At 41.9% G+C, this 26827-nt stretch carries 24 protein-coding genes; 8 read left to right on the forward strand and 16 right to left on the reverse strand.

The genetic code is table 11. The features are described 5' to 3' along the window. The first annotated feature begins 2 nt into the window (after nucleotides 1-2). Both AN944_RS00345 and AN944_RS00350 read left to right on the forward strand, forming a co-directional pair. Nucleotides 3-2486, forward strand: coding sequence for a hypothetical protein (locus AN944_RS00345; protein WP_055022593.1), 2484 nt, complete (start codon nucleotides 3-5; stop codon nucleotides 2484-2486). A 54-nt stretch (nucleotides 2487-2540) separates the two neighbouring features. Further along, nucleotides 2541-4427 carry a hypothetical protein gene (locus tag AN944_RS00350; RefSeq protein WP_055022594.1) on the forward strand — a complete coding sequence of 629 codons (1887 nt, stop codon included), beginning with the start codon at nucleotides 2541-2543 and terminating at the stop codon, nucleotides 4425-4427. 55 nt (nucleotides 4428-4482) lie between these two features. Here the strand turns inward: AN944_RS00350 and AN944_RS21585 are convergent, their stop codons facing one another. After that, nucleotides 4483-4632, reverse strand: coding sequence for a hypothetical protein (locus tag AN944_RS21585; protein ID WP_160319064.1), 150 nt, complete (start codon nucleotides 4630-4632; stop codon nucleotides 4483-4485). 257 nt (nucleotides 4633-4889) lie between these two features. Between AN944_RS21585 and AN944_RS00355 the strand changes: the two genes are divergently transcribed. After that, complete coding sequence (locus tag AN944_RS00355; protein WP_235530821.1) at nucleotides 4890-5465, forward strand: 5-formyltetrahydrofolate cyclo-ligase; 576 nt, start codon at nucleotides 4890-4892, stop codon at nucleotides 5463-5465. 96 nt (nucleotides 5466-5561) lie between these two features. On the opposite strand, the gene AN944_RS00360 is transcribed toward AN944_RS00355, so the two are convergent. The 7 genes from AN944_RS00360 to AN944_RS00390 form a co-directional block, all read right to left on the reverse strand. Next, entirely contained in the window at nucleotides 5562-6854 is a 1293-nt protein-coding gene (locus AN944_RS00360; RefSeq protein ID WP_055022742.1) for an O-acetylhomoserine aminocarboxypropyltransferase/cysteine synthase family protein, read from the reverse strand. A 187-nt stretch (nucleotides 6855-7041) separates the two neighbouring features. Beyond that, complete coding sequence (gene folM / locus AN944_RS00365; protein ID WP_055022596.1) at nucleotides 7042-7767, reverse strand: dihydromonapterin reductase; 726 nt, start codon at nucleotides 7765-7767, stop codon at nucleotides 7042-7044. A gap of 115 nt (nucleotides 7768-7882) precedes the next feature. After that, on the reverse strand, nucleotides 7883-8527 hold the full coding sequence (folE, locus tag AN944_RS00370; protein ID WP_055022597.1) for a GTP cyclohydrolase I FolE: 645 nt from the start codon (nucleotides 8525-8527) through the stop codon (nucleotides 7883-7885). A 67-nt stretch (nucleotides 8528-8594) separates the two neighbouring features. After that, complete coding sequence (gene folX, locus AN944_RS00375) at nucleotides 8595-8951, reverse strand: dihydroneopterin triphosphate 2'-epimerase (protein WP_055022743.1); 357 nt, start codon at nucleotides 8949-8951, stop codon at nucleotides 8595-8597. A gap of 129 nt (nucleotides 8952-9080) precedes the next feature. Next, nucleotides 9081-12149, reverse strand: coding sequence for an efflux RND transporter permease subunit (locus AN944_RS00380; RefSeq protein ID WP_055022598.1), 3069 nt, complete (start codon nucleotides 12147-12149; stop codon nucleotides 9081-9083). A gap of 67 nt (nucleotides 12150-12216) precedes the next feature. Beyond that, nucleotides 12217-13332 (reverse strand): efflux RND transporter periplasmic adaptor subunit, encoded by a 1116-nt coding sequence (locus tag AN944_RS00385; protein ID WP_235530816.1) that lies wholly within the window; start codon nucleotides 13330-13332, stop codon nucleotides 12217-12219. Nucleotide 13333: 1 nt separating this feature from the next. After that, on the reverse strand, nucleotides 13334-14419 hold the full coding sequence (locus AN944_RS00390) for an efflux RND transporter periplasmic adaptor subunit (RefSeq protein ID WP_055022599.1): 1086 nt from the start codon (nucleotides 14417-14419) through the stop codon (nucleotides 13334-13336). Between the two features lie 141 nt (nucleotides 14420-14560). Between AN944_RS00390 and AN944_RS00395 the strand changes: the two genes are divergently transcribed. Together AN944_RS00395 and AN944_RS00400 are read left to right on the forward strand one after the other, a co-directional pair. Beyond that, on the forward strand, nucleotides 14561-14950 hold the full coding sequence (locus AN944_RS00395) for a thiol-disulfide oxidoreductase DCC family protein (RefSeq protein ID WP_055022600.1): 390 nt from the start codon (nucleotides 14561-14563) through the stop codon (nucleotides 14948-14950). Nucleotides 14951-14953: 3 nt separating this feature from the next. Beyond that, nucleotides 14954-15814, forward strand: a complete 861-nt coding sequence (locus AN944_RS00400) for an SDR family NAD(P)-dependent oxidoreductase (RefSeq protein WP_055022601.1) — start codon at nucleotides 14954-14956, stop codon at nucleotides 15812-15814. 62 nt (nucleotides 15815-15876) lie between these two features. Here the strand turns inward: AN944_RS00400 and mdh are convergent, their stop codons facing one another. Then, nucleotides 15877-16812, reverse strand: coding sequence for a malate dehydrogenase (mdh, locus tag AN944_RS00405; RefSeq protein WP_055022602.1), 936 nt, complete (start codon nucleotides 16810-16812; stop codon nucleotides 15877-15879). 316 nt (nucleotides 16813-17128) lie between these two features. On the opposite strand from mdh, the gene argR reads away from it, so the two are divergent. Further along, nucleotides 17129-17599, forward strand: a complete 471-nt coding sequence (argR, locus tag AN944_RS00410; RefSeq protein ID WP_055022603.1) for a transcriptional regulator ArgR — start codon at nucleotides 17129-17131, stop codon at nucleotides 17597-17599. Nucleotides 17600-17717: 118 nt separating this feature from the next. On the opposite strand, the gene AN944_RS00415 is transcribed toward argR, so the two are convergent. From AN944_RS00415 to AN944_RS00440, 6 genes are all read right to left on the reverse strand, one after another. After that, nucleotides 17718-18656 (reverse strand): Dyp-type peroxidase, encoded by a 939-nt coding sequence (locus AN944_RS00415; protein WP_055022604.1) that lies wholly within the window; start codon nucleotides 18654-18656, stop codon nucleotides 17718-17720. A 109-nt stretch (nucleotides 18657-18765) separates the two neighbouring features. Next, a complete protein-coding gene (locus AN944_RS00420) occupies nucleotides 18766-19794 on the reverse strand; it encodes an ABC transporter ATP-binding protein (RefSeq protein WP_055022605.1) in 1029 nt (342 codons plus the stop codon). A 1-nt stretch (nucleotide 19795) separates the two neighbouring features. Further along, complete coding sequence (locus AN944_RS00425; protein ID WP_055022606.1) at nucleotides 19796-21427, reverse strand: iron ABC transporter permease; 1632 nt, start codon at nucleotides 21425-21427, stop codon at nucleotides 19796-19798. 53 nt (nucleotides 21428-21480) lie between these two features. Next, nucleotides 21481-22500, reverse strand: coding sequence for a Fe(3+) ABC transporter substrate-binding protein (locus AN944_RS00430; protein ID WP_055022607.1), 1020 nt, complete (start codon nucleotides 22498-22500; stop codon nucleotides 21481-21483). Nucleotides 22501-22822: 322 nt separating this feature from the next. Further along, nucleotides 22823-23572 carry a ferredoxin--NADP reductase gene (locus AN944_RS00435; protein ID WP_055022608.1) on the reverse strand — a complete coding sequence of 250 codons (750 nt, stop codon included), beginning with the start codon at nucleotides 23570-23572 and terminating at the stop codon, nucleotides 22823-22825. Between the two features lie 58 nt (nucleotides 23573-23630). After that, a complete protein-coding gene (locus tag AN944_RS00440) occupies nucleotides 23631-24233 on the reverse strand; it encodes a DUF5610 domain-containing protein (RefSeq protein WP_055022609.1) in 603 nt (200 codons plus the stop codon). A 292-nt stretch (nucleotides 24234-24525) separates the two neighbouring features. On the opposite strand from AN944_RS00440, the gene AN944_RS00445 reads away from it, so the two are divergent. Further along, on the forward strand, nucleotides 24526-26007 hold the full coding sequence (locus tag AN944_RS00445; RefSeq protein WP_055022610.1) for an FMN-binding glutamate synthase family protein: 1482 nt from the start codon (nucleotides 24526-24528) through the stop codon (nucleotides 26005-26007). A 213-nt stretch (nucleotides 26008-26220) separates the two neighbouring features. Further along, entirely contained in the window at nucleotides 26221-26421 is a 201-nt protein-coding gene (locus AN944_RS00450; RefSeq protein ID WP_231919181.1) for a hypothetical protein, read from the forward strand. Between the two features lie 97 nt (nucleotides 26422-26518). On the opposite strand, the gene AN944_RS00455 is transcribed toward AN944_RS00450, so the two are convergent. Next, the gene (locus AN944_RS00455; protein ID WP_055022612.1) at nucleotides 26519-26767 is read right to left on the reverse strand and encodes a hypothetical protein; all 249 of its coding nucleotides are present in this window, start codon (nucleotides 26765-26767) and stop codon (nucleotides 26519-26521) included. Nucleotides 26768-26827 lie beyond the last annotated feature (60 nt).

Genomic DNA, 26827 nt, shown 5'->3' on the forward strand with positions numbered 1-26827 from the left:
AAATGACTGACAATAAAAAAAGCCCATTTGCGACGAGTTTACTCGACCAAACACCAACACAGCAAAAAATGCAGGCTGCTGAAAAACAATTAAAAAAAGTACAAAAGAAACAGCATTCTCAGGCAACAAAAGCGGCAATCCATAAAGAGCGTGAAGCGCAAATCACCAAATTAGGTAAGCCCTTTTGGTGGATGCTTTTCATGTTTATTTGCTCAATCCTGTATCTGTTTCCCGAAGCTGTGTTCAATGCCGCTTTAACCGAAGTCGCAGGCGGTAAAAACTCGTCAGAAGAAGACTTACGCGCAGTGGAGCTATTTGGTCGTACTATCAGTGGTATTGGTGTCACATTATTACTCGCCGATATGCTGCTCAAGGGTAAGCGTGTCGCTCGAGTCGGTAGAGCCTTGGGCCACTTTGCATTGATTGCGATTTTGGTGTGGCCGACAGTATTTTTTGGACAAAAGTGGTTGGTTGATCATTTTATCATTGATGCCTCAACCCCTGCTGAACGCCAGCAGGCTTATTTGTCGCAAATACTGCGTAGCGCACTCATTGAAAAGTCGATTCAATTTGAAGGGATTAATTACGATCCCGATTCAGAACATAACGCGACCGAAAAAACCTTCTTATCGGTTTTTGGTGGCCTTGTTTATGCTGACGATAAGTTAGTTGATGATATCAAAGAAAAGAAACGGATGATCATGGAGAAATTTGTCCGTGATCGTGCCCTGTCTCGATTTGATGAACACTACGCAAACTACGATGATTTTCGTCAAACCCTACGTAGCCACTATAAAGAATATGCTCAAGGTTCAAACGATTATAACCAAGCTATAAGTACCGCTCCAAGCCGCTCTGATGAATATTGGTTAGATACCCAAAACCAAGTTAAACAAGGTTGGGAAAAGTATCAAAAAGGCGTCAGTGCTTACGAAGGAAGAGTCGAGTCGAGAGCGCAAAAAATTGCCCCTAAAATGTATGACTTTTTTGAGCGACGTAATAAATGCGCTGACATGAAAAAAGGCAGTCGCAAAGACAATTGTTATGAACGTCTACAAAACGGTTATGACAAGGAAATCGCCAAATACAGCATTCCTTATATTCCACCTGATGATTGGTTAATCCGAGAGGAAATATCAACCTCTGAAAACGTAGGTAATTCTATTATCACTGGCATTATGACCTTTGGTCTATTCACTGCAATGCAAGCCGCTGATGCTGCAACGGGCGGTGATGGTGGCTTTAAAGATCATCGCATGGTGTATACCAATGATGTTAACCATTATAAAAATGTCTTAATGGTCAAAATGGAGCCTGATTTTGTTAAAGAATCTGGCGGCTACCCGCTAGGTATCAGCACTATTCATGAATTTAGACATCATCAACTGACTAGCACTAAGGTCAATAACACCCTAAAACAAAAAGGGCTGACATTACCATCAACTTGGGTGATGGCAGACCGAACAAGCTTTGATAATGCCGTAGCAAACAAAGTCCGCCAAGAGGCGGATAATCGCTGGCGCTCGACTATGAAAAACAAAGGCTTGGATATGCCACCTAATTTAAGTTGGCAGCAATTCCAGCAACAAGGAGATATTCAAAAACGTATTGAGCGCCAAATGAAAGAGCTGTATATCAGCCCAACGCTTGCTGACTGGAATAACCGAGAATTTAAACAGCGCATTATTGAGCCCAATATTCAGCGTAAAACCACTGAATATCTCAATGTACTTGAAGCCCAACAAGCCGAATTTGCAGATGGCGGCGCCTTTGAGTCCACAGGTAAGTCGGCATTACGTGCGACCATAGTGCCGCCAATATCGATGTCGATTAGTTTAGCCTTGGTGTTGTTAACCGTGTTAAAGCTGCCAATGAAAGCTGCTGAGTTAGTACAAGCTAGAAGAAAAACCAAGGATGATGGTGAGTCGCAAGAAGGCCAAAATAAAGTCAAAGCTGGCTATATCAAAGCGGGGATTTCTGCTGCGCTACTGTTATCGATTTTTGTGGTGCCAGTTACCCTAAGTAGCAATCAATACACAGTAAAAGACTCTGCTATGCATTACTTTTTTGAGCAAATGGAAAACAATGATTCAGCCGGTATTTCTTTTGCGCTTAAATGGTTACTGGTCACTCAACCGATAGTGCAACCTATTGGTGCCAGCATTGATGAATACCTGTTAATCACCAAAGGTTTTGATGCGATTAGCGAACCAATTAATCGATTCGATTTAGCCATATTACCTGAGCATGACACGAGTGCTCAGTCTAGCCCTGCTTCAGCAGCAAAAGCCTTATTACCATTAACCATTAATACCAATGTGGCTAATGCCAACATCGCAGTAATGAATATTAAACCCAAATATCAAACAGGCATGATGCTGCCACCAGGAGGCTATGACATTAAAGTCTCTGCCAGTGGTCATCAAGCTATTCGAACCTGGGTTTATTTAAAACCCGAAGAAACCGAATTCACGATTAATTTATAACGTATTTAACTGAGTTAAATCACCATTCACGCATTGATTGATAGGAAGTATTACGTGAGTAAACTAACGCAATTCCAGGACTTTATACGAAGTAATGGTAAAGACTTAACTGGTGTTGATGTACCAGTTGTATTGAGTAATGAAGAAGCTAAGTTACCAGAGCTTAACTTTACCTTTGGCTGGACCATTGAGATTGGTGTAAGCGAACATGAACATGGCGGGCATTGTCCATCAGGCATCAAGTGTGGCAGCGCCTCGAACGCTTACGACGATGCTAACAATAAAGCAAAAGAGTATGTCAGTGGTCAAAATTCATTATTTAACGATCGTTTCATCAAAATACTTGGCCCTGACGTTGCTGAAAACTTTTTAATCAAAGATCGTGGCTTAAAGTCTGCGCCAGAAACCTATGTCGGTAGCAAGGTTTGTTATAACTGTAGTGGCTCTGGGAAACAAAACTGCGGCAGTTGTCATGGCAGCGGTAGCACTTCCTGTAGCGGTTGTAGTGGCAGTGGCCGAAATCATGTGACTCGCTACGAGAATAACCGCACGGTTCATACCACTGAGACATGTTCATCATGCTGGGGCAGTGGTAGTAAAACCTGCTATAACTGCAGTGGTTCAGGCAAGGTGACCTGTCGTACCTGTGATGGTGGTGGTTACCTCTATTTCAGTTACACCATTGATGGTGAAGCTAAACGGAGTACAAAGTGGGAATATAACACCAGTGATTACCATGAGTGGACGTCTGATTACGTCAAAAAGACGGGACTTAAAATCGTTCACCACTTAGATGATATCACCGAAGTCGATGTTAAAGGCGCTTTGGACGGTTGCACCTTTATTTATGCTTTTAAGGCCAAATTACCGACTTTACAATTTACTGCCAACATCGATAACGTCGACACGACGTTGTGTTTTGGTGGTAACAAAAACAGCACGCATGATGCAGGTGGGGTATACGATCCTGCGGTATGGAGCGTGGCACAAAAACTCGCTGGCGGCAGTAAATCTAATGATAAAGCAGCCCTTTCAACACCCGCGGTTAAAAACATTATTGAAGCCAATGAAACTAACACCTCGATTGCATTATTAGAGGAGAACTGGGTTTCAAGTGATATTAAAGATGCGGTTGTTTCTAATTATCAAACCTTAGTGACTCAGCTTAAAAAGCAAAGTGTGAAAGGCATTGCGCCTAAAATGATTGGCAGTATGTTTAAATTCGCCTTTCTATTCCTAACAATAGGAATATTGTTTGCAGTCATGTACCCAACGTTTGCCCAAGAAACGGCTTATCGTATGAGTGTGACTCAAATCCCTGAATGGATGCTAGCATTAGTCACCATGAAGTTTGGCTTATTTGGCTTACCTGCATGGTGTAACTATCTGTTCATCATCGGTTTATTCTGGTTAAGCTATAAAGGTATTCAAAAGTGGTATTGGAAGAACATTGGTCAGGGCAAAATATGGCTTTTGGCGCTCAGTTTAACCTTATTGGTACCTCATATTGGATTCACCTTGTATTACAACGGTATTGAAGTGATTCAACATACCCTAGAAATCACCAATGCATTGATGGCTGCATCGTTATTAGTCGGCCTATATGTTGTCGTCATTGGCACAAAATTGCCGAATAAGTGGTACACAAAAGTAGCTGGATTTATCGCTGGTATTGGCGTGTATTGCGGCTTGCACTATGGCCTATTTATTCTCAATTCACGTATTGGTTTTATCGAAAACCATGACAGATACCCGTACGAGATGTTGCAGTCCTTACGCCCTGGCACCCTGTTTATGGCGGAAAACCTGATTGAATGGGCAATGTTGACTGTCATTTTTGCCTACTTCTTAACTCGTCGTCAGTTCTGGTTAAAAGCAAAAACTGAAGTCGCTGATTACGACAGCCCTGTATTATTAAAATCAATGAACATGGAAAAGTAGCGAGAAACACGGTTTGAGTGGCGAGCTAACTTACCGCTTTCAATACAAACCTGAGTTACAGCATGTGATATAAGACAACGCCGATGATGGTTATCATCGGCGTTTTATTATCATACCAGCGGCTGATTTTTCCCCATTTACACTCAAGCTGGTCAATCCATTGATTATCTTCTTTGATATTTTCACATATCAGGATAATCTGCATCTTGTAACATCATTTGTTCATATCGCTATTTTATCTTTCATTTGTAAGTGATGGAGAACTTCTCACCGATGAGCATGACGCGCTTTATGACTGGTTCGAGCCAATATCAGTCTGCCACAACAGCGAAACAACCTTCAATAACGTATTTTTCATCAGCTAGCCCAGCATCTGCAGAACCATCAGCATCTGCCGAGGTCATTTATCCGCATTCTTTTAATAGCCCAAGGGATGCTGAACCGTTATTCGACAGTCGAAATATGAGCCGAGATAGTATTCGTCGCCATATTCGTCAAGAACGAAATAGCATGGACCAAGCAGAGCAAAATCAGTTAGCGTTAATTGCCAGTCGCCATTTATTGTCGGAAATACAGCAAATTTCAGCCAAAAGAGTGGCCATTTATTTGGGGTTTGATGGCGAGCTTGCCACCAACAAATTAATTGAAGCATTGTGGAAACTAGGTGTAGAAGTGTATTTACCTCGTATACATCCTTTTGCTAAAGGGCATTTATTATTTGTCCGCTACAGCCCTGATACCGTAATGGTGAATAACCGCTTTGATATTGCCGAACCTAAACTGGATATTCGCCATATTATTACGGTAGATAAACTAGATATGATCGTCACGCCTTTAGTCGCGTTTGATGATAAAGGCAATCGAATGGGAATGGGCGGCGGCTTTTATGATCGCACATTAGCTCAGGTAAAAGGCAATAAACCATTAGCAGTGGGCTATGCCCATGATTGCCAACAGGTGAGTTATTTACCCGTGGAGTATTGGGATATTCCATTACCAATCATCATTACCCCAACCAAACGTATCGCCAACGACTGACCAATGGCTGCAGTTCACATAAAAAAACCGTTATTTTCATAACGGTTTTTTATTTTCAGCTAATCGCCAACTCAGCGAATATTGATGGTTAACGGCCTATTGCGTTGCTGCCGCTAATGCTTGAGATACGTCAGCAATAATATCGTCAATGTGCTCAATACCGACAGAGATACGAACTAAGTCTTCAGATACTCCCGCTTTAGCCAGCTCGTCTGAGTCTAACTGTCGATGTGTCGTCGTAGCAGGATGGCATGCCAATGACTTAGCATCACCAATATTGACCAAACGCAAAATCATTTGCAGTGCATCAATGAATTTTCCACCAGCAATTTTACCCGCTTGTGCATCACTGGCCTTAATACCAAAACTAATGATACCCGAGGCTTTACCTTGGGTAATCTTTTGACAGCGTTCGTGTTGGGGACTGTCGGTTAAGGCGGCGTAATTCACCCAACTAACCGATGGATGATCCGCTAGATACTCAGCAAGTGCCAATGCATTTTCACAATGGCGCTCCATTCGTAAGCTGAGTGTTTCAAGCCCTTGAAGTAATAAAAATGCACTTTGCGGTGATAAGGCTGCGCCAGTATTGCGTAAGGGAACTACACGGCATCGACCGATAAAGGCTGCAGGCCCAAAAGCTTCGGTATACACCACACCATGATAGGAAGGATCTGGCTCATTCAGTAAAGCAAACCGCGCTTTATTCGCTACCCAATCAAACTTACCCGAATCAATAATCACCCCACCAATGGTGGTGCCATGACCGCCAATGTATTTGGTTAATGAGTGAATAACGATATCAGCGCCGTGATCAATAGCACGACACAGTACTGGGGTTGCAACGGTATTATCAACGACTAAGGGTACACCGTGCTTATGCGCAATTTCTGCTAACCGCTGCAGGTCAACAACGTTACCTGCAGGGTTACCAATAGATTCACAAAAAAGTGCTTTAGTATTGTCATCAATTAATGCTTCAAGCCCTGCATAATCATCGTAAGCAGCCATCCGCACGTCAATGCCTTGGCGAGGTAACGTATGGGCAAATAAATTATAGGTGCCGCCATAAAGCTGGCTTGTACTAACGATGTTATCACCCACTTGTGTCAGCGCCTGAATCGCATAGGTAATGGCTGCCATACCTGATGCTACAGCTAGAGCTGCTATGCCGCCTTCGATTGCTGCAAGTCGCTGTTCTAGCACATCTGTAGTGGGGTTCATAATACGAGTATAAATGTTACCAGGCACTTTTAAATCAAATAAATCAGCACCATGCTGGGTATCATCAAAGGTATAAGAAGTGGTTTGGTAAATGGGCACTGCGGCGGCTTTGGTGGTGGCTTCTGATTGATAGCCGTGGTGTAAAGCCAGTGACTCCAGTTTCATCCCTTGAGCATTATTGTCTGCTGCCATGATAGACCCCTTCTAATCGTTCATCGTTGATAACGGAAAATTGATTGAACATTGCTGATTGTTTATCGCAGTGCTCAATCAAATCTGTATCCACATTAGCAATTAGCCATCTAGAAGTCTAAAACTTTTTTTAATTAGTGCTAACAGTGCCCGCAATCCATTATTTTAGTTGTCTGCCACCATCAACCGCATAGCTTCGGCCTGTCACATAATGACTGGAGGTTAAATAATCTACCAGCGATATCATTTCATTATTACCGGCCTCGACAGGCAAAATCGCTTTTGCTAAAGCTTTCACTTTATAGTCGTCATCATCACCTTCGTTAAATAAAATCATCGCAGGGGCAATAGAGTTCACTTTAACTTCAGGCGCAAGTTTTGCCGCAAAAGATAGCGTCAAATTATGCAATCCCGCCTTACTGGCCGCATAAGCAATATGCTTTTTACTGCCCTTTTCGGCGACATAATCGGTGATATGAATAATATTACTGGCACCAACTTGTTGCTTAGCACTGGCAGTTAATAATGGCGCTAAAGCAAGGTTAATTTGATAAGGTGCGCTCACATGAATATTCATCATTCTTGTCATAATATCCGCAGAGCTCACCTCATTTGAGGTTTTATCATTATGCCAATCAGATGCATTATGGATAATGCAATTTAGCTCGCTATATTGCGCAACAATGCGCTGTAACATATCGTTTATTTCTTCAGGGAGAGTTAAGTCACACTGGTATAAATCGGCCCCTAGTTCAGCCAACTCATCAATACTTGGGTAGTGTGTTCTAAAGGTGCCAATCACTTGATGGCCTTGGGCAATAAAATGCTTTGCTAACGCATAGCCGATACGTTTACCAACCCCTGTAATCAATATGGTGTGTTTCATTTGAGTTCTCTTATTCTTGTATTGAGCCAGTAGTTAAACTCACATAATAAAGGTCATTAGCAGCGACTAATGACCTCGTGTCTGTTATCCATCATTCATGAGTTAGCTGAGTGAATCAAGCCTTTGAGTAAAACTCTGCTCGGGTCGCAGGGTTGCTTTTGAAGCAACCACCTAATGCTGATGTGGTGGTGTGCGACTGGGTGTCCATGATGCCACGAGATTTCACACAATAATGAGTGGCATTCATACTGACTGCGACATCTTCAGTTTCTAAAAGCGTTTGCAATGCGACTAAAATTTGTTGCGTTAAACGCTCTTGTACTTGGGGGCGCTGAGCAAAGAAGCGCACAATCCGATTGATTTTAGACAGACCAATAATCTTTGATTTAGGCATATAAGCCACATTGGCTACGCCATCTATGGTGATAAAGTGATGCTCGCAGGTACTCACAACACTGACATCGCTGACTTTAACCATTTCTTCAACGCCCATTTTATTATCGATTTGGGTCACTTTAGGGAAATGCTGATAGTCGAGCCCCGAAAAAATTTCATTCACGTACATTTTGGCAATTCGATGTGGTGTTTCACACAAACTGTCATCGGTTAAATCCAGACCTAATGTTGAGACAACTTCAGTCATCAATCCTTGAATGCGTTCTATTTTTTGGTCACTGGTCATCTGATTTTCGACCAATGGCGTTTCAAGACCTCGCTCAATAAGAACTTGCTGCACCTTGCGTGCTTCATCTGAAATCATGTGTTTTCCTTATGGCAACCCGTGCCAAATAAAACCACACTATTACGTGATAGCCAGCGGCTACCGATTATTTGCGTTGCTCTAAAGACAGCGAAACAGAGTCGGCAAAACGTAAAGCATGAGGTTTATCAATTGTCACCCGTGACATCGTGATTGATGGGTGCTCACTACAAATAGCCAACACATCTGCCACCAACTTTTCGAGCAGTAAAAAGCGCCCTTCTTCAACATGTTGGATAACTTTTTTAGTAATGACTTTATAGTTAAGTGCATCTGCAACATCGTCAGTTTCAAATGACTTGTCGGCGGGATATTGGATTTCAATATTAATCACAACATCTTGCTGCTTTTCACGTTCGTCAGGATTAAAACCAATAAACGTTCGTAAACGAAGATTGGTCACTTTAATGATTGCTTGGCTAATGGACATAGTGAGCCTCTTATAAATTCACTGGGTAGTACGTGACAATGAGCAAGTTAGATCACATAAAAAAGAGTCAACCGTTAATGGCTGACTCTTATAGTTATAGCGATAAAACGCCAATTTTGCTAACTAAAACTCTTTATAGTTTCGGTACTTAACTTTGAAGAAGATGATATAAAACACTGGAACAATGATCAGAGTCAGCATGGTTGCTACCCCTAAACCGAACATGACTACTGCTGCAAGCGACTCAAAGAAAGCGTCGGTTAACAGTGGCAACACACCTAAAATCGTGGTTATGGCGGCCATACAAACAGGTCGCACACGACTCACCGTTGAGTTAAACACGGCTTCAAAGGTTTCTATTCCTTCGTTGATGTCAGTGTTAATTTGATCCAATAAAACAATCCCGTTTTTCAGTAGCATGCCCGATAAGCTGAGCATGCCTAACAACGCCATAAAGCTAAATGGTTTATCAAGGATTAACAATCCAGATGTAATACCGATAATAGCTAATGGTACACAAGCCCAGATAACCAGGGGTTTTCTTACCGAATTAAACAAGAACACGGTAATCAAAAACATGAATAAAAAGCCTAATGGCAAGGTCGCAAATAATGACTCTTGCGCATCTGTCGATGATTCATATTCCCCTCCCCATTGCAGCTCATACCCTACTGGTAACTCGAGTGCCTCTACTTTAGGTTTGATTTTGGCAAACAGTTCAGCTGGGAGAATACCGTATTCAAAATCGGTATCGGCAAATACAGTTAAGGTACGTTTACGATCCCGACGTTGAATAATCGGATCTTCAAACTTCACCTCAAAACCATCAACCACTTGTTGCAGAGGTACAAAGGCACTTAGCGCTGGGCTCCAAATACGAATACTCTCTAAGGATTCGATATCAATGCGCTCATCTTCAGGCAAGCGACCGATAATCGGCAGCAAGGTGGTGCCTTCACGGTAAACCCCGATTTGTAAGCCTGTAAACGAAAATTTTAATGCATCATCGACTTCACTTTTTACAATACCTAGACGGCGAGCTTGGGTTTCATTAAACCGTGGGGCAATGTATTTCACCCGCTCACGCCAGTCGTGACGTACATTGACTGTGGCTGGCGTGGCATTAAATATCTCCATCACTTGCGCTGCAATACTCCGCAATACATCAGGATCGGCGCCGCTGATCCTTGCTTCGATTTTGGCATCCGTTGATGGACCAATTTCTAAGCGCTTAAATTTAAGCTGTGCTTGCGGATAACTGCGCTCTACGTCCCTTCGAAAGGTCACCATCACATCAGATAAGGTTTCAAAATCTGATGTTCTTAACGCAATTTGCGCATAGGATGCGTAATTTTTCTCAGGCGAATAAGTCAATAAGAAACGAGGAAAACCTTTACCTATGGTAGATGCCACATACTCGACATTATCAAGGTTAAACGCGATGGCCTCCATCCCTTCAACGACGGTTTGAGTTTCACGAATATCGGTCCCTTCTGGCATCCACACATCGACTAAAAATATAGGTGTGGTAGACGGCGGGAAAAACGATTGCTTAACGTAAGCAAAGCCATAAATAGAGGCGCAAAACGCAATAACAACGGCAACCACACTGACCCAACGAAAGCGCATACACACATCAAGTAGTGCCTTGTAATACATGAAGAAGGCACCGCCATACGGATCTTTTGGTTCACCTTCCACTTTTTCAGCTTCCGAGCCAAAAAATAATTGCGCGAAAAATGGTGTAATCGTGATCGCAGTAATCCAAGATAAAAACAGCGAAAACAGTAATACCCAAAATAACGACCCCGCAAATTCACCCGTCGAATCTGGCGAGAGCCCAATAGGTGCAAAAGCTGTAATCGCAATGACAGTTGCGCCAAGTAATGGCCACATTGTTTGTTTAACGATGCCTTGAGCTGCCTCTAGGGTTGTTTGTCCACGTTGCCGACCGATGAGTATGCCTTCAACAATCACAATGGCATTATCCACCAGCATCCCTAAGGCAATAATTAATGCCCCGAGGGAGATACGTTGCAGTTCAATCTCAGCCTGCAACATCAGCATAAAGGTGCCCAAACAGGTTAAAAATAGGATTAATCCAATTAATATCCCTGATTTAAAGCCCATAAATACCAGCAATACCCCTACAACAATCACCACTGCTGCAATGAGGTTCCACACAAAGCTGCCGACGGAGGCATCAACTTCATTAGGCTGGTTGTACATGGTTTCAATCACCATACCTGCAGGGCGTACACTTTCAATGCTGGCAAGTTTTGCGTCAATGGCTTTACCCACCTCAACAACATTGACCCCAGTCGAAAACGATATACCTATGTTGATGGCGTCATGCTGATTAAACTTGAGTAAATTGGTCGGGATATTTTGAAAACCACGAGAAACAGTAGCGACATCTTTTAGATAAATTAGCTTGTCACCTTGGGTACCGGGAATGATTAACTCTTCAAGCTCACTGACAGACTTAAAGCCGCCACTGGTACGAATTTTTAAGTTATCGGCAGATACCCGAATATTACCCGCATCTGACACCATGTTTTGCGAGTTAAGTAGATTTTGAATCAATGAGGGGTCGATGTTAGAACTCGCTGCTTTGTTCAACGACATTTCAACAAACACCTGCTCTTGCTGGTTCCCTGCCAATGACACTTTACCGACACCTGGTACCAATTCGAGCTCACGTTTTACATAGTCGACGTAATCGAGAATATCTCGATAACTGTAGTCCGTGCCGCTCACCATCAACATGATGCCGTACACATCGCCAAAATCATCATTGACGATAGGCGCTTGTACTCCCGGCGGTAAACTTGATGACATGTCGTTAACTTTACGGCGCAATTCATCCCATATCTGTGGCAATTCTTCAGGGCCATAGATGTTCTTCATGGTTACCGTAATTTGCGACATACCCGAGGTACTGAGTGAGCGAATATAGTCGACATAGGGCAATGCTTGAATTGCCTTTTCAATTGGGTAGGTGACTTCTTCTTCCACCTCTGTGGACGTTGCGCCAGGATATAAGGTGACAACCACAGCATCTTTAATGGTAAAAGGCGGATCTTCCAATTGGCCTAGTCCAGTAAATGCCATCAATCCGCCAATAAGCAGTATTAGGGTAAACATCCAACTGATCACAGTATTTTTAACAAAGTAGCCTGCTATATTCATTACACACTTTCCCTTGTATCAGTTGAGTGATTGGCGTTATTAAGGAGTACTTTTGGATACTGAGTCATCATGCTCCCTCCTCTAGTAACTGTACTTGCTGGCCTTTAACTAAACGGGCTGCGCCTGTTGTGATAATGGTTTGGCCATCATCAAGGCCACTGATCACTTCAATTTCATCACCGACAATAACCCCCAGTGTTACTGGTTGATACTGAATCGAATTATCGGCAGCGTTGTAAAGCCAAACACCACTATTTTGTGCATCAATATCACTACCATCTTGCATAACAACCGCTTCGATTGGCACTAAATATTCTCGATGATAGGTGTAAGTCATGTCGCTCAAGTTAACTTGTACTTTTGCTGGCATGCCTTCTAACACTTTATATTTGGGGTCTAAGTCCACTGCAATGGTGGCAATATAAGTTGATGTCGTGGGATCTTTTTCGGTGTTGACCTCTAATAAACGGCCGCTAAATTGAGTATTAGGAAAAGCCTCAAAGCTGACATTCAACTTGGCTTGACTCTCTCTGTCTTCTTGCTTTTTTGAAACAGCAATCAGCATATCTGGAATTTGCACATCCACTTCAATACGCTCAACTTTTTGAATACTGAGTACAGATACACCCGGCTGCACATTTTCAAAAGACTCTAAAAATACATCACTGACAATCCCTGAAAATGGCGCGCGCAATTCTGTGTATTGCAAGTTTAACTCAGCTTGGCGCTCTTCTGCTTTTGCCACTAAATATTGGGCATTCATTTCATCATAGTCAGATTGTGCCATTAACTTGCTTTCAACTAACTGCTTGCCTCGTTGGGCCTGTTTATAACTGACTTCTAAACGTGCTTGACGATCGCTTAGGGCAATGGTGTAGTCACGTTTTTCAAGTACGGCGAGTAACTCACCTTTTTCAACCGACTTGCCTTTTGTTGCTGGTATACGCTCTATTCGTCCCTCAACTCTAAAAGACAGGTTCGTTAAATCTTGCGCTCTAGCCACACCATTAAATTCACGCATCACTTCATTATTAGCATGAGGCAAGGTATAAGTTTTCACTAAGGTTTTTGTTGGCTCAATGTCTACAGTGCGCTCACAGGCGGATAAGCCCAATAGGCCTAAGGCAACGCCCCCTAGACGATTAATGATGGAACTCATTCTAGAATGTTGAATCCGTTGCATATTATAAGCCTCGCTCTTTAATCCACTTCACCGCTGCTTGGCCATCTTTAAGCTCAGCGGCTCCTGCGACGACAAGCCAATCACCATCATTTAGCCCTGACATCATTCGAGTTCCCTGTAGGGTAACAGGTACCTTTTTGACTCGTTGCTGAGTCGGTGACCAAGTAAATACATAGGCTTGTTGGTTTTCTTTGACCACTGCGCCTTTAGGGATTTTCGGATGGGCATCGGCCGTTCTTGCGGGCAACTTTACTTTTACTCGTGCTGACATGCCAGGTAGAACATTCAGTTCATCTGGCATTGGTAAAGTTAATATAATGGTGTAACTACTGGTTGTAGGGTCGGCAACGGTATTAAGCTCTTTTAAGCGAGCGACATACCATTGATCGCGGCTATCAAACTTAACTTCTATGTTGTCTATATCTTCTAAGCCTTTATCAGATTTTTGTAAAAAACCTATAAATTGCTCTGGCAATTGGAAACTAATATCTGCAGATGCATCAGTTCGAATCCCCATGACTTCTTCTTGTGCTTGGACAAACTCAAACTCACGCTTACTGCGTTTAGAAATCACCCCTTGATAGGGGGCACGCAACTTAGTGTAGGTCACATCGGTTTTGGCTTTATCCAGTGCAGCTTGAGCTACGGTAAAATCACTTTTAGCTTGGTCATAATCGTTACGTGATACCACCCCTTGCTCAACCAAAGACTCATTGCGCTCAAACAACACTTTAGCTAACTCGAATTGTGCTTGCGCCATGGCTAAGTGTTGCTGATAAATATCACTATCGAGTGTGGCTAATATATCTCCTGGTTCAACGGCATCTCCAGGTCTAACAAAGATTTCAGCAATTTCACCTGAGACTCGAAATGACAATGCCGCTTTTTCTGAGGCTTTAACTTCGCCTGGTAAAAAGCGCTCACGGTATTCAGAGCCCACATCAACTTGCAGCACTTTGACTGGACGAGGGATATCACGACTGGTGGCTTCACTGCCTTCTTCTGCGTTGGCAACACTGAGTAAAACACTGGAAATTATCGAGGGGAATATAACTAAAAAAGAACTAAACTGGCTGAGTTTCTTCATGTTTTGTTCCGTCAAAAGTGAGCAATTAGTACGATACTAACATTCAATGACACCCCATAATAGGTGCACTAGAGCACAAAAAAGATCTAACTTGTGACAATCGACGTATTGATTTTTAACCCAAACAGGCTGAGGTGCACTATGGAGTTACGAATTTTTTACGATAGCGCTTGTCCATTATGTTCTAACGAAATGGCGCAACTTAAGAAGCACGATCGATTACACAAAATTGAATTGGCTGATTTAAACCAAGACAATTTCGAAGAAAAATACCCCCATATTGATTTATCTGTGGCCAATAACATCCTGCATGCAGAAACAAATGACGGCACAATTCTAACGGGATTAGATGTGACAGCTAAAGCTTGGGCATTAACAGGTAAGCATAAGTGGATTCAATTATTACGCTTACCTTGTGTTAAACCTTTTGCTGATATCGCTTATCGTGGATTTGCGAAAAATCGCTACCAACTTTCTTATCTACTCACAGGACAGCAACGTTGTGAAGACGGTAGCTGTAAGTTGAAGTAGCCTATGGATATCTGTCGTGTTCAAGCCGTTAACACTGCCATTGTTATCGGCGCATCTTCAGGTATTGCAAAAGCGATTTTCACCGAGCTCGCTGATAATGCTGAGATTGAGCAAATCATTACCATCAGTCAAAAAGAACTGGTTTTTAATGTTAGCAATAACATTCATCACCACATTTCCTGCGATTACACCATGAATGACTTTGGTAATAGCGCCAGTAATGACGCTAACGAAAACATAGCAAGAGTGTGCCTTGCTCTATCATCAATTAAAGGGCGTATCACCAAGGTGTTTATTTGTAATGGCAGATTGCATTCATTAAACAATCAAATGTCAGTCCATACACATAATCCACAGACCTCAAAGAGTCCAGAAAATCAACAAATTGAGCCATCAACTGTTTTATCGCCAGAAAAGCGCCTTGAAGATATTACCCCAGCATCTATGCTGTCAGTCTTTCAATCCAACACATTAGTGCCAATGATGTGGCTTCAACATCTCGTTAAAATCGTAAACGGCAAGCAGGCATGCATCATCAGTGTGTTAAGTGCCAGAGTTGGCAGTATCAGTGAAAATCAGTTAGGAGGCTGGTATAGCTACAGAGCATCAAAAGCGGCATTGAATATGTTAATAAAAACCAGTGCAATTGAGTATGCACGCCGAGCTAAAAATACAAAATTGATTGCGTTTCACCCCGGTACAACCGATACCGAGTTATCTAAACCTTTTCAGGCCAACGTTCCCGAAGGGAAATTGTTCACCGCAGACTTCGTCGCCCAGCAATTACTCACAATTCACCAAGGTATTGAATTTAACAACCAAGCAGAGTTTCTTGATTGGCAAGGTAAAACAGTGCAGTGGTAACTGCAGATTACAGACACAAAAAAGCGAAGCCTAGGCTTCGCTTTTTGTCGTAAACGATGAGCTTACTTAACGAATTCAACACCTAGGTCGATATCGCCTTTTAACGTATCAAGCATTGCATCACGTGCGTTTGCTTCAAATGCGCTTACTTCACCGTATGGAAGTACTTTTTCTACGCCGTTTTTACCTAATACAACAGGCTGTGCGAAGAATTCAGCGTGCTCGCTGCCGCCATCTACGTATGCACATTCAACAACGTTTGCTTCACCTTGTAGGCCGCGAACTAAAGATAGACCGAAACGACATGCCGCTTGACCCATTGAAAGTGTCGCACTACCGCCACCGGCTTTAGCTTCAACAACTTCTGTACCAGCGTTTTGGATGCGAGTTGTTAGTGAAGCAACTTCTTCATCAGTAAAGCTTACGCCTTCAACTTGTGAAAGAAGTGGAAGAATAGTCACACCACTGTGGCCGCCGATAACGTTAATGTTAACATCAGCAACATTTAGGCCTTTAAGCTCAGCGATGAAAGTTTCAGAACGAATAACATCAAGTGTCGTCACACCGAATAAACGATTCTTATCGTAAACACCCGCTTTTTTAAGTACTTCAGCTGCAATAGCAACTGTTGTATTTACTGGGTTAGTGATCACACCAATCAATGCTTTAGGGCAAGTCGCAGCGACTTTTTCAATAAGGTTACGTACAATACCCGCATTGATATTAAATAGATCTGAACGATCCATTCCAGGCTTACGTGCAACACCAGCAGAAATAAGAACAACATCAGCGTCAACTAGCGCAGGCGTTGGATCTTCACCAGCAAAACCAGCCACTTCAACATCTGTTGGGATGTGGCTTAAATCGACAGCAACACCTGGTGTTACAGGAGCAATGTCATACAGAGACAACTTTGAGCCTGCAGGAAGTTGAGTTTTTAATAGTAAAGCTAGGGCCTGGCCGATACCGCCAGCAGCACCAAGTACAGCTACTTTCATAATTATCTCCAATAACGTTCTTATGTTTGACTTCTAAGTTTATGATTCTCAGTCTGTGACATAGATCATATTTCTTGTGGCGTCACATTACTGCATCAGCGAGACAATTTCAATTATCCCTTAGTGGAGTAAAGCAATTAACTTATTCTATGATATATATATCAATAATCCCTGATTTAGCACTTACACTGTAAAGTGAATTTTTATTCACCGATTTAGCTTATTTCTTGACTTGTGACGTTTATATATTCAAAATGAACCCGTTTTGTGAATATATTGTATTCAATTTAAAAATTACTATAAGACGAAAAAAAATATGCCAGCGACCAAGAATCAGGATGAACTCGTTAAAACGTTTAAGTCGATATTAAAGGAAGAGCGCTTTGGTAGCCAAAGTGAGATCGTCAACGCACTACAAGCAGAAGGTTTTGGCAACATAAACCAATCTAAAGTATCGCGCATGCTCAGTAAGTTTGGCGCGGTGCGGACTCGAAATGCTAAGCAAGAAATGGTGTACTGTTTGCCCGCTGAATTAGGTGTACCGACAGCAGGTAGCCCAGTTAAAAACTTAGTATTAGATGTTGATCATAACCAAGCTATGATTGTAGTGCGTACCAGTCCAGGAGCAGCACAACTCATCGCGCGATTACTTGATTCAATAGGTAAGCCTGAAGGCATTTTAGGTACCATTGCTGGTGACGACACGATCTTCATTTGTCCATCAAGTATTAAAACCATCGATGATACGTTAGAAACGGTTAAATCACTGTTTAACTACAGCGAGTAAAACAAGCGTCATGTTGAGCCTGTAGTACGGACGAAAACGCAATAAAAAAGCAATGCCTTGGCATTGCTTTTTTTGGTTTTAATCTATCCAAGCATACAAGAACGCGTATCTTGTAAAATTAGTCGTTAGCAAACTGCGCTAAAAAATCTAATGATGGCGCAAAGAATGATGACCCTGTCAGCGCTTTAGTAAACTGCATGAGGTGGTCGTGATTACCATGACCGTCACCATAAATCATGCTGCGTAGCATTTCTTCAAAATGAGTTGGATTATGGCAGGTCGAGATAAACATCAACCCTTGCTCTCTTAACGAGCCAAAAGGCATGCTCTGACGTAAAATCTCCATCGACTTGCCATCTGCATCTTTTAAATTAACTCGCTTGATATGGCTGGTTAATGGCTTATCTTCAGAAGCGTACTCAATATCATCTTGCTTAGTACGGCCAATGATATCTTCTTGTTTCTTCTGCGGTAGGCGATTCCATTTACTCAAGTTATGGGCATATTTTTGCACATGAACATAACTACCGCCTTTAAATGAGATATCCTCATCAGCCACTAAAGCAACTTCTTGACGGCTGCGCCCTTTCGGGTTTTCTGTACCATCGACAAAGCCAGTTAAGTCACGGCTGTCCATAAATCTAAAGCCACGTTCTTCTTCAATTAACTCAACCAAACCTTCAAACATTTGGCTAATTTCATTGGCAACTAAATGCAAAATGTCATAACGATCGCAGCGGATATGCATGAATAAGTCGTATTCGATTGCTGGTGCATCTCGATTACCTTCATTCATCGCAGGAAAAGGGCGTAATTGAGCAGGTCTTTGTCCGTCAAAAATGGTATCCCAATAATTCGCACCAATAGCAACAAAGCCATTAAATGCACTATCTGCATATTGGTCAGATAATTCATAAATATATTGGGCTACATTGGCTAAACATGGGCGAAGCTGATCTTCGACACCATCATTTGCATTAAACATCAAATAGACGCTATGCAGATTTCCTTCAGCACAAATCCCTAACTGTTCGCGAGGCATATTCTGTGTTTCCATGTTGGAATCAATCACCTTTAACAATAATAAGATATAAAGAGTTTAAGGCAATTGAGCAATTTATTCCTTACTGCTCTATGCAATATTTAATCAATTTAGACTTAGGTCACTAAAAAATCACTAGCGGATGCGCTGATATGGACAAATTAACTTTCTGGCCTAATGTCAGTTCGGTTAACTGACTTCTCACTTCGAGCGTCTGTTGACCTACTTTAACCCAATAATGACAAATTGTACCCAGAAAACGTCGCTCGACAATTTCACCTTGCCCCTGTGCTGCAGGTTGAATCTCGATTTGCTGCGGTCTGAGAAGTAATTGCCCCTGAGTATTAACCACGTTTTTTATCAGGCTAGTGCTTTCTATTAAGCCTAATATGGAGGCGACTTGCGTGGCGCTTTTAATGGTGACGGTAATGTAGTTGCCCTCACCAAGAAACTCTGCAACGTAACGATCGTTTGGCGCACCGTACAAGTCTTCTGCAATACCATGCTGAACAATTCCACCTTCTTTAAATAAAGCCAGTTTATCTGCAAATACAAATGCTTCATCTTTACTGTGAGTGACAAAAACTGCACTGACATTACGCTGCTTTAAGATCTGTCTGATTTCCAGCATCATCTCACTACGCACTTGAGAATCGATATTAGAAAAAGGCTCATCGAGAAGTAAAATCTCGGGTTGATACGCTAAGGCTCTGGCAATCGAAACACGTTGTTGCTGGCCACCTGATAACTCATGAGGGTAACGTTTCCCTAAGCCTTCAAGCTTAACTAAAGCGAGCATATCCTCAAGGCGGTCTTGGCGATCTTTTTCAGATAACCCCTTAACACCAAACAAAATATTATCACTGACGGTTAAATGGGGAAACAATGCATAATCTTGAAAAATCATCCCAATGCCACGCTTTTCGCTGGGAACAAATACGCCATCAGCACTCAGCGATTGACCATTTATGATAATTTCACCTTCACTGATCGCTTGAAGACCAGCAATAGCACGTAATAACGTGGTTTTACCGCAGCCACTAGGCCCTAACAGCGCAACGATTTCTCCCTGCTCTAACGTTAGATTGAGTCCATTAAGTATGACCTGCCCTTGGTAGTCACTTTTAACATTTTTAATGGTCAGTGTGGACATATTAGCTCTCTTGCTCCAGCGAACGATTAAGGTAAATCAATGGGATAAGTCCAACGATTACGATGACAATTGCAGCCAAAGCACCATGCTCTAGTTGCTCATCAGAAACAAACTGAAAAACATGAGTCGCAAGGTTTTCAAAACCGATAGGACGCAATAGTAACGCTGCTGGCAGCTCTTTCATGCTTTCAATAAATACTAACAGTGCTCCTGCAAATATGCCTTTACGTAACAAAGGTAAATGCACACGCCATAGCAGCTGTCTTGGGGTTTGCCCCATAGTAATACTTGCCATATCTAACGAAGGAGACATTCGCTTATAGCTATTTTCGATACTGCCAATTGAAATCGCCACAAAGCGAACGCAAAAAGCAAAGATAAGCGCAATGACACTGCCCGTAAATAATAAGCCTGGTCCTCTGCTATCAAAGTAGGCATAAACATCATTAATAGCAAAATCGAGATAAGTCAGTGGAACCAAAACGCCAATTGCCAGTACCGTGCCAGGTATTGCATAACCCGTGCTGCTTAATCGTGAGGGTAGCAAATCACTTTTACGTGGGCTAACACGGCGAACAAACATCATAATTAATGCCAGTACAACACAGATAAAACTCACTACGGCTGCGATATATAAACTATTAAAACTGTATTGCCAAAAGCGGCTATTCCAGCTTTCGTCAAAGTAGTCGATTGCATAGCCTGCAAGCACCATAAAAGGTAATAAAAATGCCAATACAATCAATAAAGCGCAGTAAGCAAATGAGCTCCAAGCTTTAAAGCCTGTTAAATAATAACGGTCTGACTCTGTCAGTTTTGATTGCTTTTGAAATAACTCTTGTTTACGGCGAGCAAAGCGCTCTACCCCTACCATGGCAAAAATCACCAACAACATGATTGCCGAGAGTTTTGCTGCGGCAGATAAACTGCCATAGCCAAGCCAAGTATCATAAACCGCAGTCGTTAATGTCGGCACAGCAAAGTAACTTACCGTGGCAAAATCAGCAGCGGTTTCCATTGCCACTAGCGCCATTCCCACCGCTAAGGCTGGCCTTGCCATGGGTAAACCTAAGCGCCAAAAGCTTTGCCATGGATTACAACCCATAATGCGAGAGGCATGTAATAAGCTAGACGATTGCTCCATAAAGGCTGTACGGGCCAACAGGTAAATATACGGAAATAACACTAAAGACAGCATGATAGCTGCGCCTGTTAGCGTACGAATATCGGGGAAGTAATAATCTTGTGGGGATGACCAACCAAAGACTTGCCTTAGCATACGTTGCACAGGCCCAGCATAATCAAGCATGTCGGTATAAACATACGCGACGATATAGGCAGGCATTGCTAAAGGTAGCAGTAGCGCCCATTGGAAATAGCGCCGTCCAGGAAAGTCACAACGTGCTACGAGCCAAGCCGCAGGCACAGCAATGACCAAAGAGCCGATGCAAACCTGTAGCATGAGTAACAAGCTATTGCTGATATAGGTTGGTAAAACAGTATCAAATAAATGACTAAATACTGCTTCGTCAGGAATTGTTGCTTGTACTATAAGTGCAAAAAGCGGCAATATTAATATTGCCGCAATCGCATAACCAGTGAGCGACCAGCTTCTGGTTAAGCCTAAAATCATAAATACATTCCAGTTAGCACCGCATAATGACTATGCGGTGAAATGCTGCATTCTTATAGGTCAAATTTAACTTCATCAAGTAGTTTAACTGCTGCTTGATGATTTTCTGCTAGCTTGTAAATCGGAAGGTCATCAGCTTTAAAACTTCCCCAAGATGCAACCATTTCAGAAGGTGCAACATCCGCTTTTACTGGATATTCCATGTTCACTTCTGCATAAGATTTTTGCGCAACATCAGATGATAAAAATTCCATTAATTTTATAGCATTATCTTTGTTCGGTGCAAACTTAGCGAGAGCCATACCTGAAACATTGATGTGTGAACCGCGATTCTTTTGATTCGGGAAGTTGATGTAAACCGCATCAGCCCAGCTCTTTTGCTTAGGATCTGTCAACATTTTACCAAAGTAATAACTGTTACCAATGGCCACATCACATAAGCCTTCTTTAACCGCTTTCACTTGTGCGCGGTCATTTCCTTGAGGTTTACGTGCTAGATTAGCTTTTACGCCTTCAAGCCAAGTCTTAGTTTCAGCTTCACCATGGTGAGCAATCATTGAAGCAACTAGCGCAATATTATAAGGATGCTTGAAACTACGAGTACAAATCTTACCTTTGTACTGTTCTGATGCTAAATCTTCATAGTTTAGATCCAGCTTACCCACACGCTCTTTTGAAGAGTAAACATTACGAACACGCATGGTTAACGCATACCAGTCATTGTCTGGAGAACGATATTGCTCAGGGATATTGCTGCTTAACGTATCGCTTTTAACGTCAACAACCAAATCTTTTTCAACCAATTCCATTAAACGTGAAAAATCTGATGTAAGAACAACATCAGCAGGAGAAAGACGACCTTCACGGGCAATACGCTCAGCAATGCCATCTTTAGCAAATACGACGTTGACCTTAATGCCAGTGTCTTTAGTAAATTGTTCTAAAATCGGCTCAACAAGAAACGCTTGTCGATAAGAATATACAGTAAGATCATCTGCTGCTTGTGCTGCGATAGAACCCATTGAAGATACAGCTGCAAGACCTAACAGCGCAAAACTCTTTAACGATTTCATTCCAACTTCTCCTTGCCCTTACGGCGCTTTTTATTATTGCAAAAACCTGATTTAAGCACTTTTCTTAACCAGTAATTAAGATATTACTTATGTAGCATTAGGTTATTACCTATGGAAATGATAATAATTATCAATTGCGGAAAGGATAATAGATCGGCGCTTTTTGAGCAAGTATTCTTTAAAGATTACTGACTGTATTATTTGGAATAAGTAAGTTGATTAGTGAGTAACACAAGGATTTTTGAAGGCTGTATTAAGGATAAATACAGCCTCTAATAGTGAGCGGGAAATAACCGTTATCAACGCAGGCTACCACTGCGTCTTACCAGTATTTCTCTACCGTAATTTGCCCAGGAGCTCGGCGTAAGTTCTTAACTAATCCTTTTTCAGTTAACGTTGATTGCGCATCCACAATCATTTCAGGATTACCACAAATTAACACTTGAGAGTTATCGGCACTAAGCGCGATGCCTGCTGTTTGTTCAATTAACCCACTTTGTAGGCCATCGGGAATTCGACACGACAACCCCTCGGGATAATGCTCTCGTGTCACTGACGGTATAAAAATAAATTGCTGCGGGTACTTTTGTTGTAACGCCTTAATTTGCGGTAAATAAGCTAAATCTTCGATTAACCGAACGCCATAAACCAGCACCACTTTTTCAAATCGTTGCCATGGCTCATCAGTTTCCATCATTGAAATGAAAGGCCCTACTGCAGTACCTGTTGCCAAAAACCAAAGATGCGGTCCTTGTATTGCCCCTGTGGGAATTTCTTCAAGCGTCATAAAGCCTGCCGCTTTGGTGCTGACTTCGATTTGCTCTCCTACTTTTAATGCTTGTAAATCTGGCGATAACTGACCATCTTCAACTGCGACGGCAAGCACTTCGATGTAAGGTTTTCCTGGCGGATTGACCAGTGAATAAGCTCTTGCGATACGTTTTTCATCCCGAATTTGGCTGAGCTTGATAAATTGCCCAGCTATAAATGGCTCAACATCGGCTTCGATGCGTAACGAAAACAATTTATCGTTCCATTCAATACGTTCAATAACAGTACCTGTTGTCCACATAAGCTGTTCCTTAGAAAATCAGTTCTCTATGTCAATTCGCTAACTTTATGCGCTAATTCTATGTTAGTTGCTCGCTTTCTACGTCCGCTTGTTTTGCCGTATCTTGCTTGAAGGTTTCAAGCCCAGCTTGTATCAAGCTATAGGTTTTATCCACGCCAGCTTCAATGTCACCTTCAAATACATTCAGACCAGTTAAAATCTCAGTGGCCTCACTAAAACCTTGATCAATTGCACCAGAAATAATGTCCATAAAGCTATCTAATTGCTCATTAAACTCCATGCCACTGTTTTGCTGCTGGTGCACCGAAAAAAAGTTAGTCGCAAAACTGACTATACGCTCTGCAGTGGCTTCTGGCGAATAATCCACTTCATTTTCAGCATTTTTTTGAATGACATTTTCGCCTAAGGTTGGAGCCAATTCACTGTTAATTGAATCAATAGCTGCTCGATAAAGAAGTGCCATGGATTTATCGCCAGATTGAATACTCACTTTTTCTTGCGCAGCCAAAATACTGCTATTTTTTAAATCTCTACTTATCTCGCTGATTGATGCTTTACTCCCAGAGACATCGTTGTTGCTGGGAATATCTTTAGCACCATCACTAGGCTGTTGATTTTTAGCAGCCTGAGCATTTAGCTGCGTTGGGTTATAAATTTCCATCAGTGTATCCTCATAATCACTTTTACAATGGGTATCAACCTTTGGTATACCGATGTCAAAAATGATGTGATAAAACGAAAAACGCTTGCGAGTTTATCGACCAAAAAACCTGCAGCTTTATGGTGGCGAGTTATTATTTCCATTTGTCGCTATCGGTACCTTTAAATTACCTAGAACAAAAACCGACCTTCATTCATAATGATGATAGTCAAAAAATAAACAATTTAGCGAATATCAATCACTAATAACTGTTATCTACTCAATATCAATCGATCATTTTTAAGGAACAAAAATGCAGCCACATTGGTTTATCGTCGGATTAGAGATATTTACAGGGTTATTTCTCGCCTGTATTGCCATTTTATTTATCTCAGTGATTTATATGTACATCGCAGATAAATTGCAGACTAAACAAGCTATTCGTCACAATTACCCCGTAATAGGTCGATTTAGATATTTGTTTGAGAAACAAGGTGAGTTTTTTAGGCAATACTTTTTTGCTCAAGATAGAGAAGAGTTGCCCTTCAATCGTGCTGAGCGTAGCTGGGTATATCGCGCTGCAAAAGATGTCGATCGCACCATCTCATTCGGCTCAACCCAAGTGCACGACAAAACTGGCACGGTAATGTTTCTTAATGCCGCATTTCCTAAATATGATTCAGATGAACATCAAGACAGCATTATTACTGTAGGTGAGCACTGTAAAACCCCGTATAGGACAGCAACAGTTTGCCACATTTCTGCGATGAGTTTTGGTGCATTATCTCGCCCTGCCGTGACAGCATTATCCCATGGTGCAGCACAAGCTGGTTGCTGGCTTAATACTGGCGAAGGAGGCTTAAGCGAGCATCACCTTAAAGGCAACTGTGATTTAGTGTTTCAAATCGGTACTGCTAAATATGGCGTACGTGATGAGCAAGGAAAACTTGATGACGACAAGCTCTGTAACATTGCAGCCCATGACAATGTCAAAATGTTTGAGATTAAACTAAGCCAAGGTGCAAAACCTGGTAAAGGCGGCATTTTACCTGGCGTTAAAGTCACTGAAGAAATTGCAGCTATCAGAGGGATCCCGGTAGGGCAAGATTCCATTAGTCCAAATGGCCATGCTGAGTTTAATAGCGTCGTGGATATTATTGACATGATTTGCCATGTTCGTGACATCACAGGAAAGCCCACAGGCATAAAAGCTGTGCTTGGTGATGAACAGTGGTTAATCGATTTATGTGAAGAAATAAAACACCGAGGCATTGAGAGTGCACCAGACTTTTTTACCCTTGATAGCGCTGAAGGCGGAACAGGCGCCGCGCCTCAAGCATTAATGGATCATGTCGGCTTACCGATTAAAGAAAGCTTACCTATAGTCATCAATCTATTTAAACAAAAAGGATTGAAGCAACGAATCAAAGTGATTGCTAGCGGCAAAATGATATTGCCCTCTCAGGTTGCGTGGGCCTTGGCGACAGGTGCCGATTTTATTGCCTCTGCACGGGGAAATATGTTCGCACTAGGCTGCATACAAGCTTTACAGTGTAATAAAGATACTTGTCCAACCGGCATCACTACCCATAATAAGCATCTTCAACAAGGGTTAGATCCCCATAACAAATCTGCAAGGGTGGCGAATTATAATCGATCTTTGCATCATGACTTGAAAATTATTGCCCATTCATGTGGAGTAAGTGAAGCAAGACAGTTAACACGGCACCACGCCAGAATTGTCACAGAGAGCGGTATATCGGTGTCATTGGACAAATTTTATCAACAGTATTGAGTACATTGATCGCAAACTAAGTCGTAACCTAATAGCATAATCACTGTAGAATGATAAACTTAATCAGCATTGCCACTCATTAGAAAAAACTATTAGACCAATTGCTAATATATTGACAAGGTAATACTTTGAACTATCTTTAGATTAAGTATAAAATTGTGACTTAAACCACACTTTTAATCACGTTAAGCATATTGGCGAAGGGATATAGATTTGAAAGAGACAAATTCAATCATGGCACATAATGATACCCATAAAGCAATGTCATTAACTTGTACCAATTGTGAGCGCCTTTCAGAAATCGAAGGTGAAAAAGTCTGCTTCGATCATGGCAAGATTACTCGTCTAACGGAATTAAATACTAGCGATGCAATAATAAAAATGGTGTGTAACAGTTGGTCTAAAAACAGCTAACCGACTCAGTTTATCCAATAAAAAAGCAATCATTATGATTGCTTTTTTATTGGATAAATACCATTCACTTTGCCTTTCATTAAGGCATAAAGTGCCATTACACTAAGATATCGGCTGCGCTATCATCCGCTTTTAATAAACTGTCTTCGCTTTCATTGTCATTAATTTTAGCTAATGTCAGTCCACGGGTTGTCACAATTAATCCTGCACATAGTTCATCATAAACAGCCTGCAGTTCATCTTGGTTCATTTCTCGCTTTTCAAGCGTAGCCATAATCGCAAACCAATCGGTGGTCACTTTATGTTGTGTCCCCTCTAGGGCTGCTATTAAAGAAATGTTTTGCACTAACGACCTCCATACTTAGGCTTAATTACCCGATAATTCCCTATTTACCTAAACGATCTC

Source organism: Shewanella sp. P1-14-1, from assembly GCF_001401775.1.
GTDB classification, from domain to species: domain Bacteria; phylum Pseudomonadota; class Gammaproteobacteria; order Enterobacterales; family Shewanellaceae; genus Shewanella; species Shewanella japonica.

Excerpts from the sequence above, each read along its gene's own strand:
- AN944_RS00345 (WP_055022593.1), top strand. The coding sequence starts at position 3 with ATGACTGACAATAAAAAAAGCCCATTTGCGACGAGTTTACTCGACCAA.
- AN944_RS21585 (WP_160319064.1), bottom strand. The coding sequence starts at position 4,632 with ATGCAGATTATCCTGATATGTGAAAATATCAAAGAAGATAATCAATGG.
- AN944_RS00355 (WP_235530821.1), top strand. The coding sequence starts at position 4,890 with ATGAGCCGAGATAGTATTCGTCGCCATATTCGTCAAGAACGAAATAGC.
- AN944_RS00360 (WP_055022742.1), bottom strand. The coding sequence starts at position 6,854 with ATGAAACTGGAGTCACTGGCTTTACACCACGGCTATCAATCAGAAGCC.
- folM (WP_055022596.1), bottom strand. The coding sequence starts at position 7,767 with ATGAAACACACCATATTGATTACAGGGGTTGGTAAACGTATCGGCTAT.
- folE (WP_055022597.1), bottom strand. The coding sequence starts at position 8,527 with ATGATTTCAGATGAAGCACGCAAGGTGCAGCAAGTTCTTATTGAGCGA.
- AN944_RS00380 (WP_055022598.1), bottom strand. The coding sequence starts at position 12,149 with ATGAATATAGCAGGCTACTTTGTTAAAAATACTGTGATCAGTTGGATG.
- AN944_RS00385 (WP_235530816.1), bottom strand. The coding sequence starts at position 13,332 with ATGCAACGGATTCAACATTCTAGAATGAGTTCCATCATTAATCGTCTA.
- AN944_RS00390 (WP_055022599.1), bottom strand. The coding sequence starts at position 14,419 with ATGAAGAAACTCAGCCAGTTTAGTTCTTTTTTAGTTATATTCCCCTCG.
- AN944_RS00395 (WP_055022600.1), top strand. The coding sequence starts at position 14,561 with ATGGAGTTACGAATTTTTTACGATAGCGCTTGTCCATTATGTTCTAAC.
- AN944_RS00400 (WP_055022601.1), top strand. The coding sequence starts at position 14,954 with ATGGATATCTGTCGTGTTCAAGCCGTTAACACTGCCATTGTTATCGGC.
- mdh (WP_055022602.1), bottom strand. The coding sequence starts at position 16,812 with ATGAAAGTAGCTGTACTTGGTGCTGCTGGCGGTATCGGCCAGGCCCTA.
- argR (WP_055022603.1), top strand. The coding sequence starts at position 17,129 with ATGCCAGCGACCAAGAATCAGGATGAACTCGTTAAAACGTTTAAGTCG.
- AN944_RS00415 (WP_055022604.1), bottom strand. The coding sequence starts at position 18,656 with ATGGAAACACAGAATATGCCTCGCGAACAGTTAGGGATTTGTGCTGAA.
- AN944_RS00420 (WP_055022605.1), bottom strand. The coding sequence starts at position 19,794 with ATGTCCACACTGACCATTAAAAATGTTAAAAGTGACTACCAAGGGCAG.
- AN944_RS00425 (WP_055022606.1), bottom strand. The coding sequence starts at position 21,427 with ATGATTTTAGGCTTAACCAGAAGCTGGTCGCTCACTGGTTATGCGATT.
- AN944_RS00430 (WP_055022607.1), bottom strand. The coding sequence starts at position 22,500 with ATGAAATCGTTAAAGAGTTTTGCGCTGTTAGGTCTTGCAGCTGTATCT.
- AN944_RS00435 (WP_055022608.1), bottom strand. The coding sequence starts at position 23,572 with ATGTGGACAACAGGTACTGTTATTGAACGTATTGAATGGAACGATAAA.
- AN944_RS00440 (WP_055022609.1), bottom strand. The coding sequence starts at position 24,233 with ATGGAAATTTATAACCCAACGCAGCTAAATGCTCAGGCTGCTAAAAAT.
- AN944_RS00445 (WP_055022610.1), top strand. The coding sequence starts at position 24,526 with ATGCAGCCACATTGGTTTATCGTCGGATTAGAGATATTTACAGGGTTA.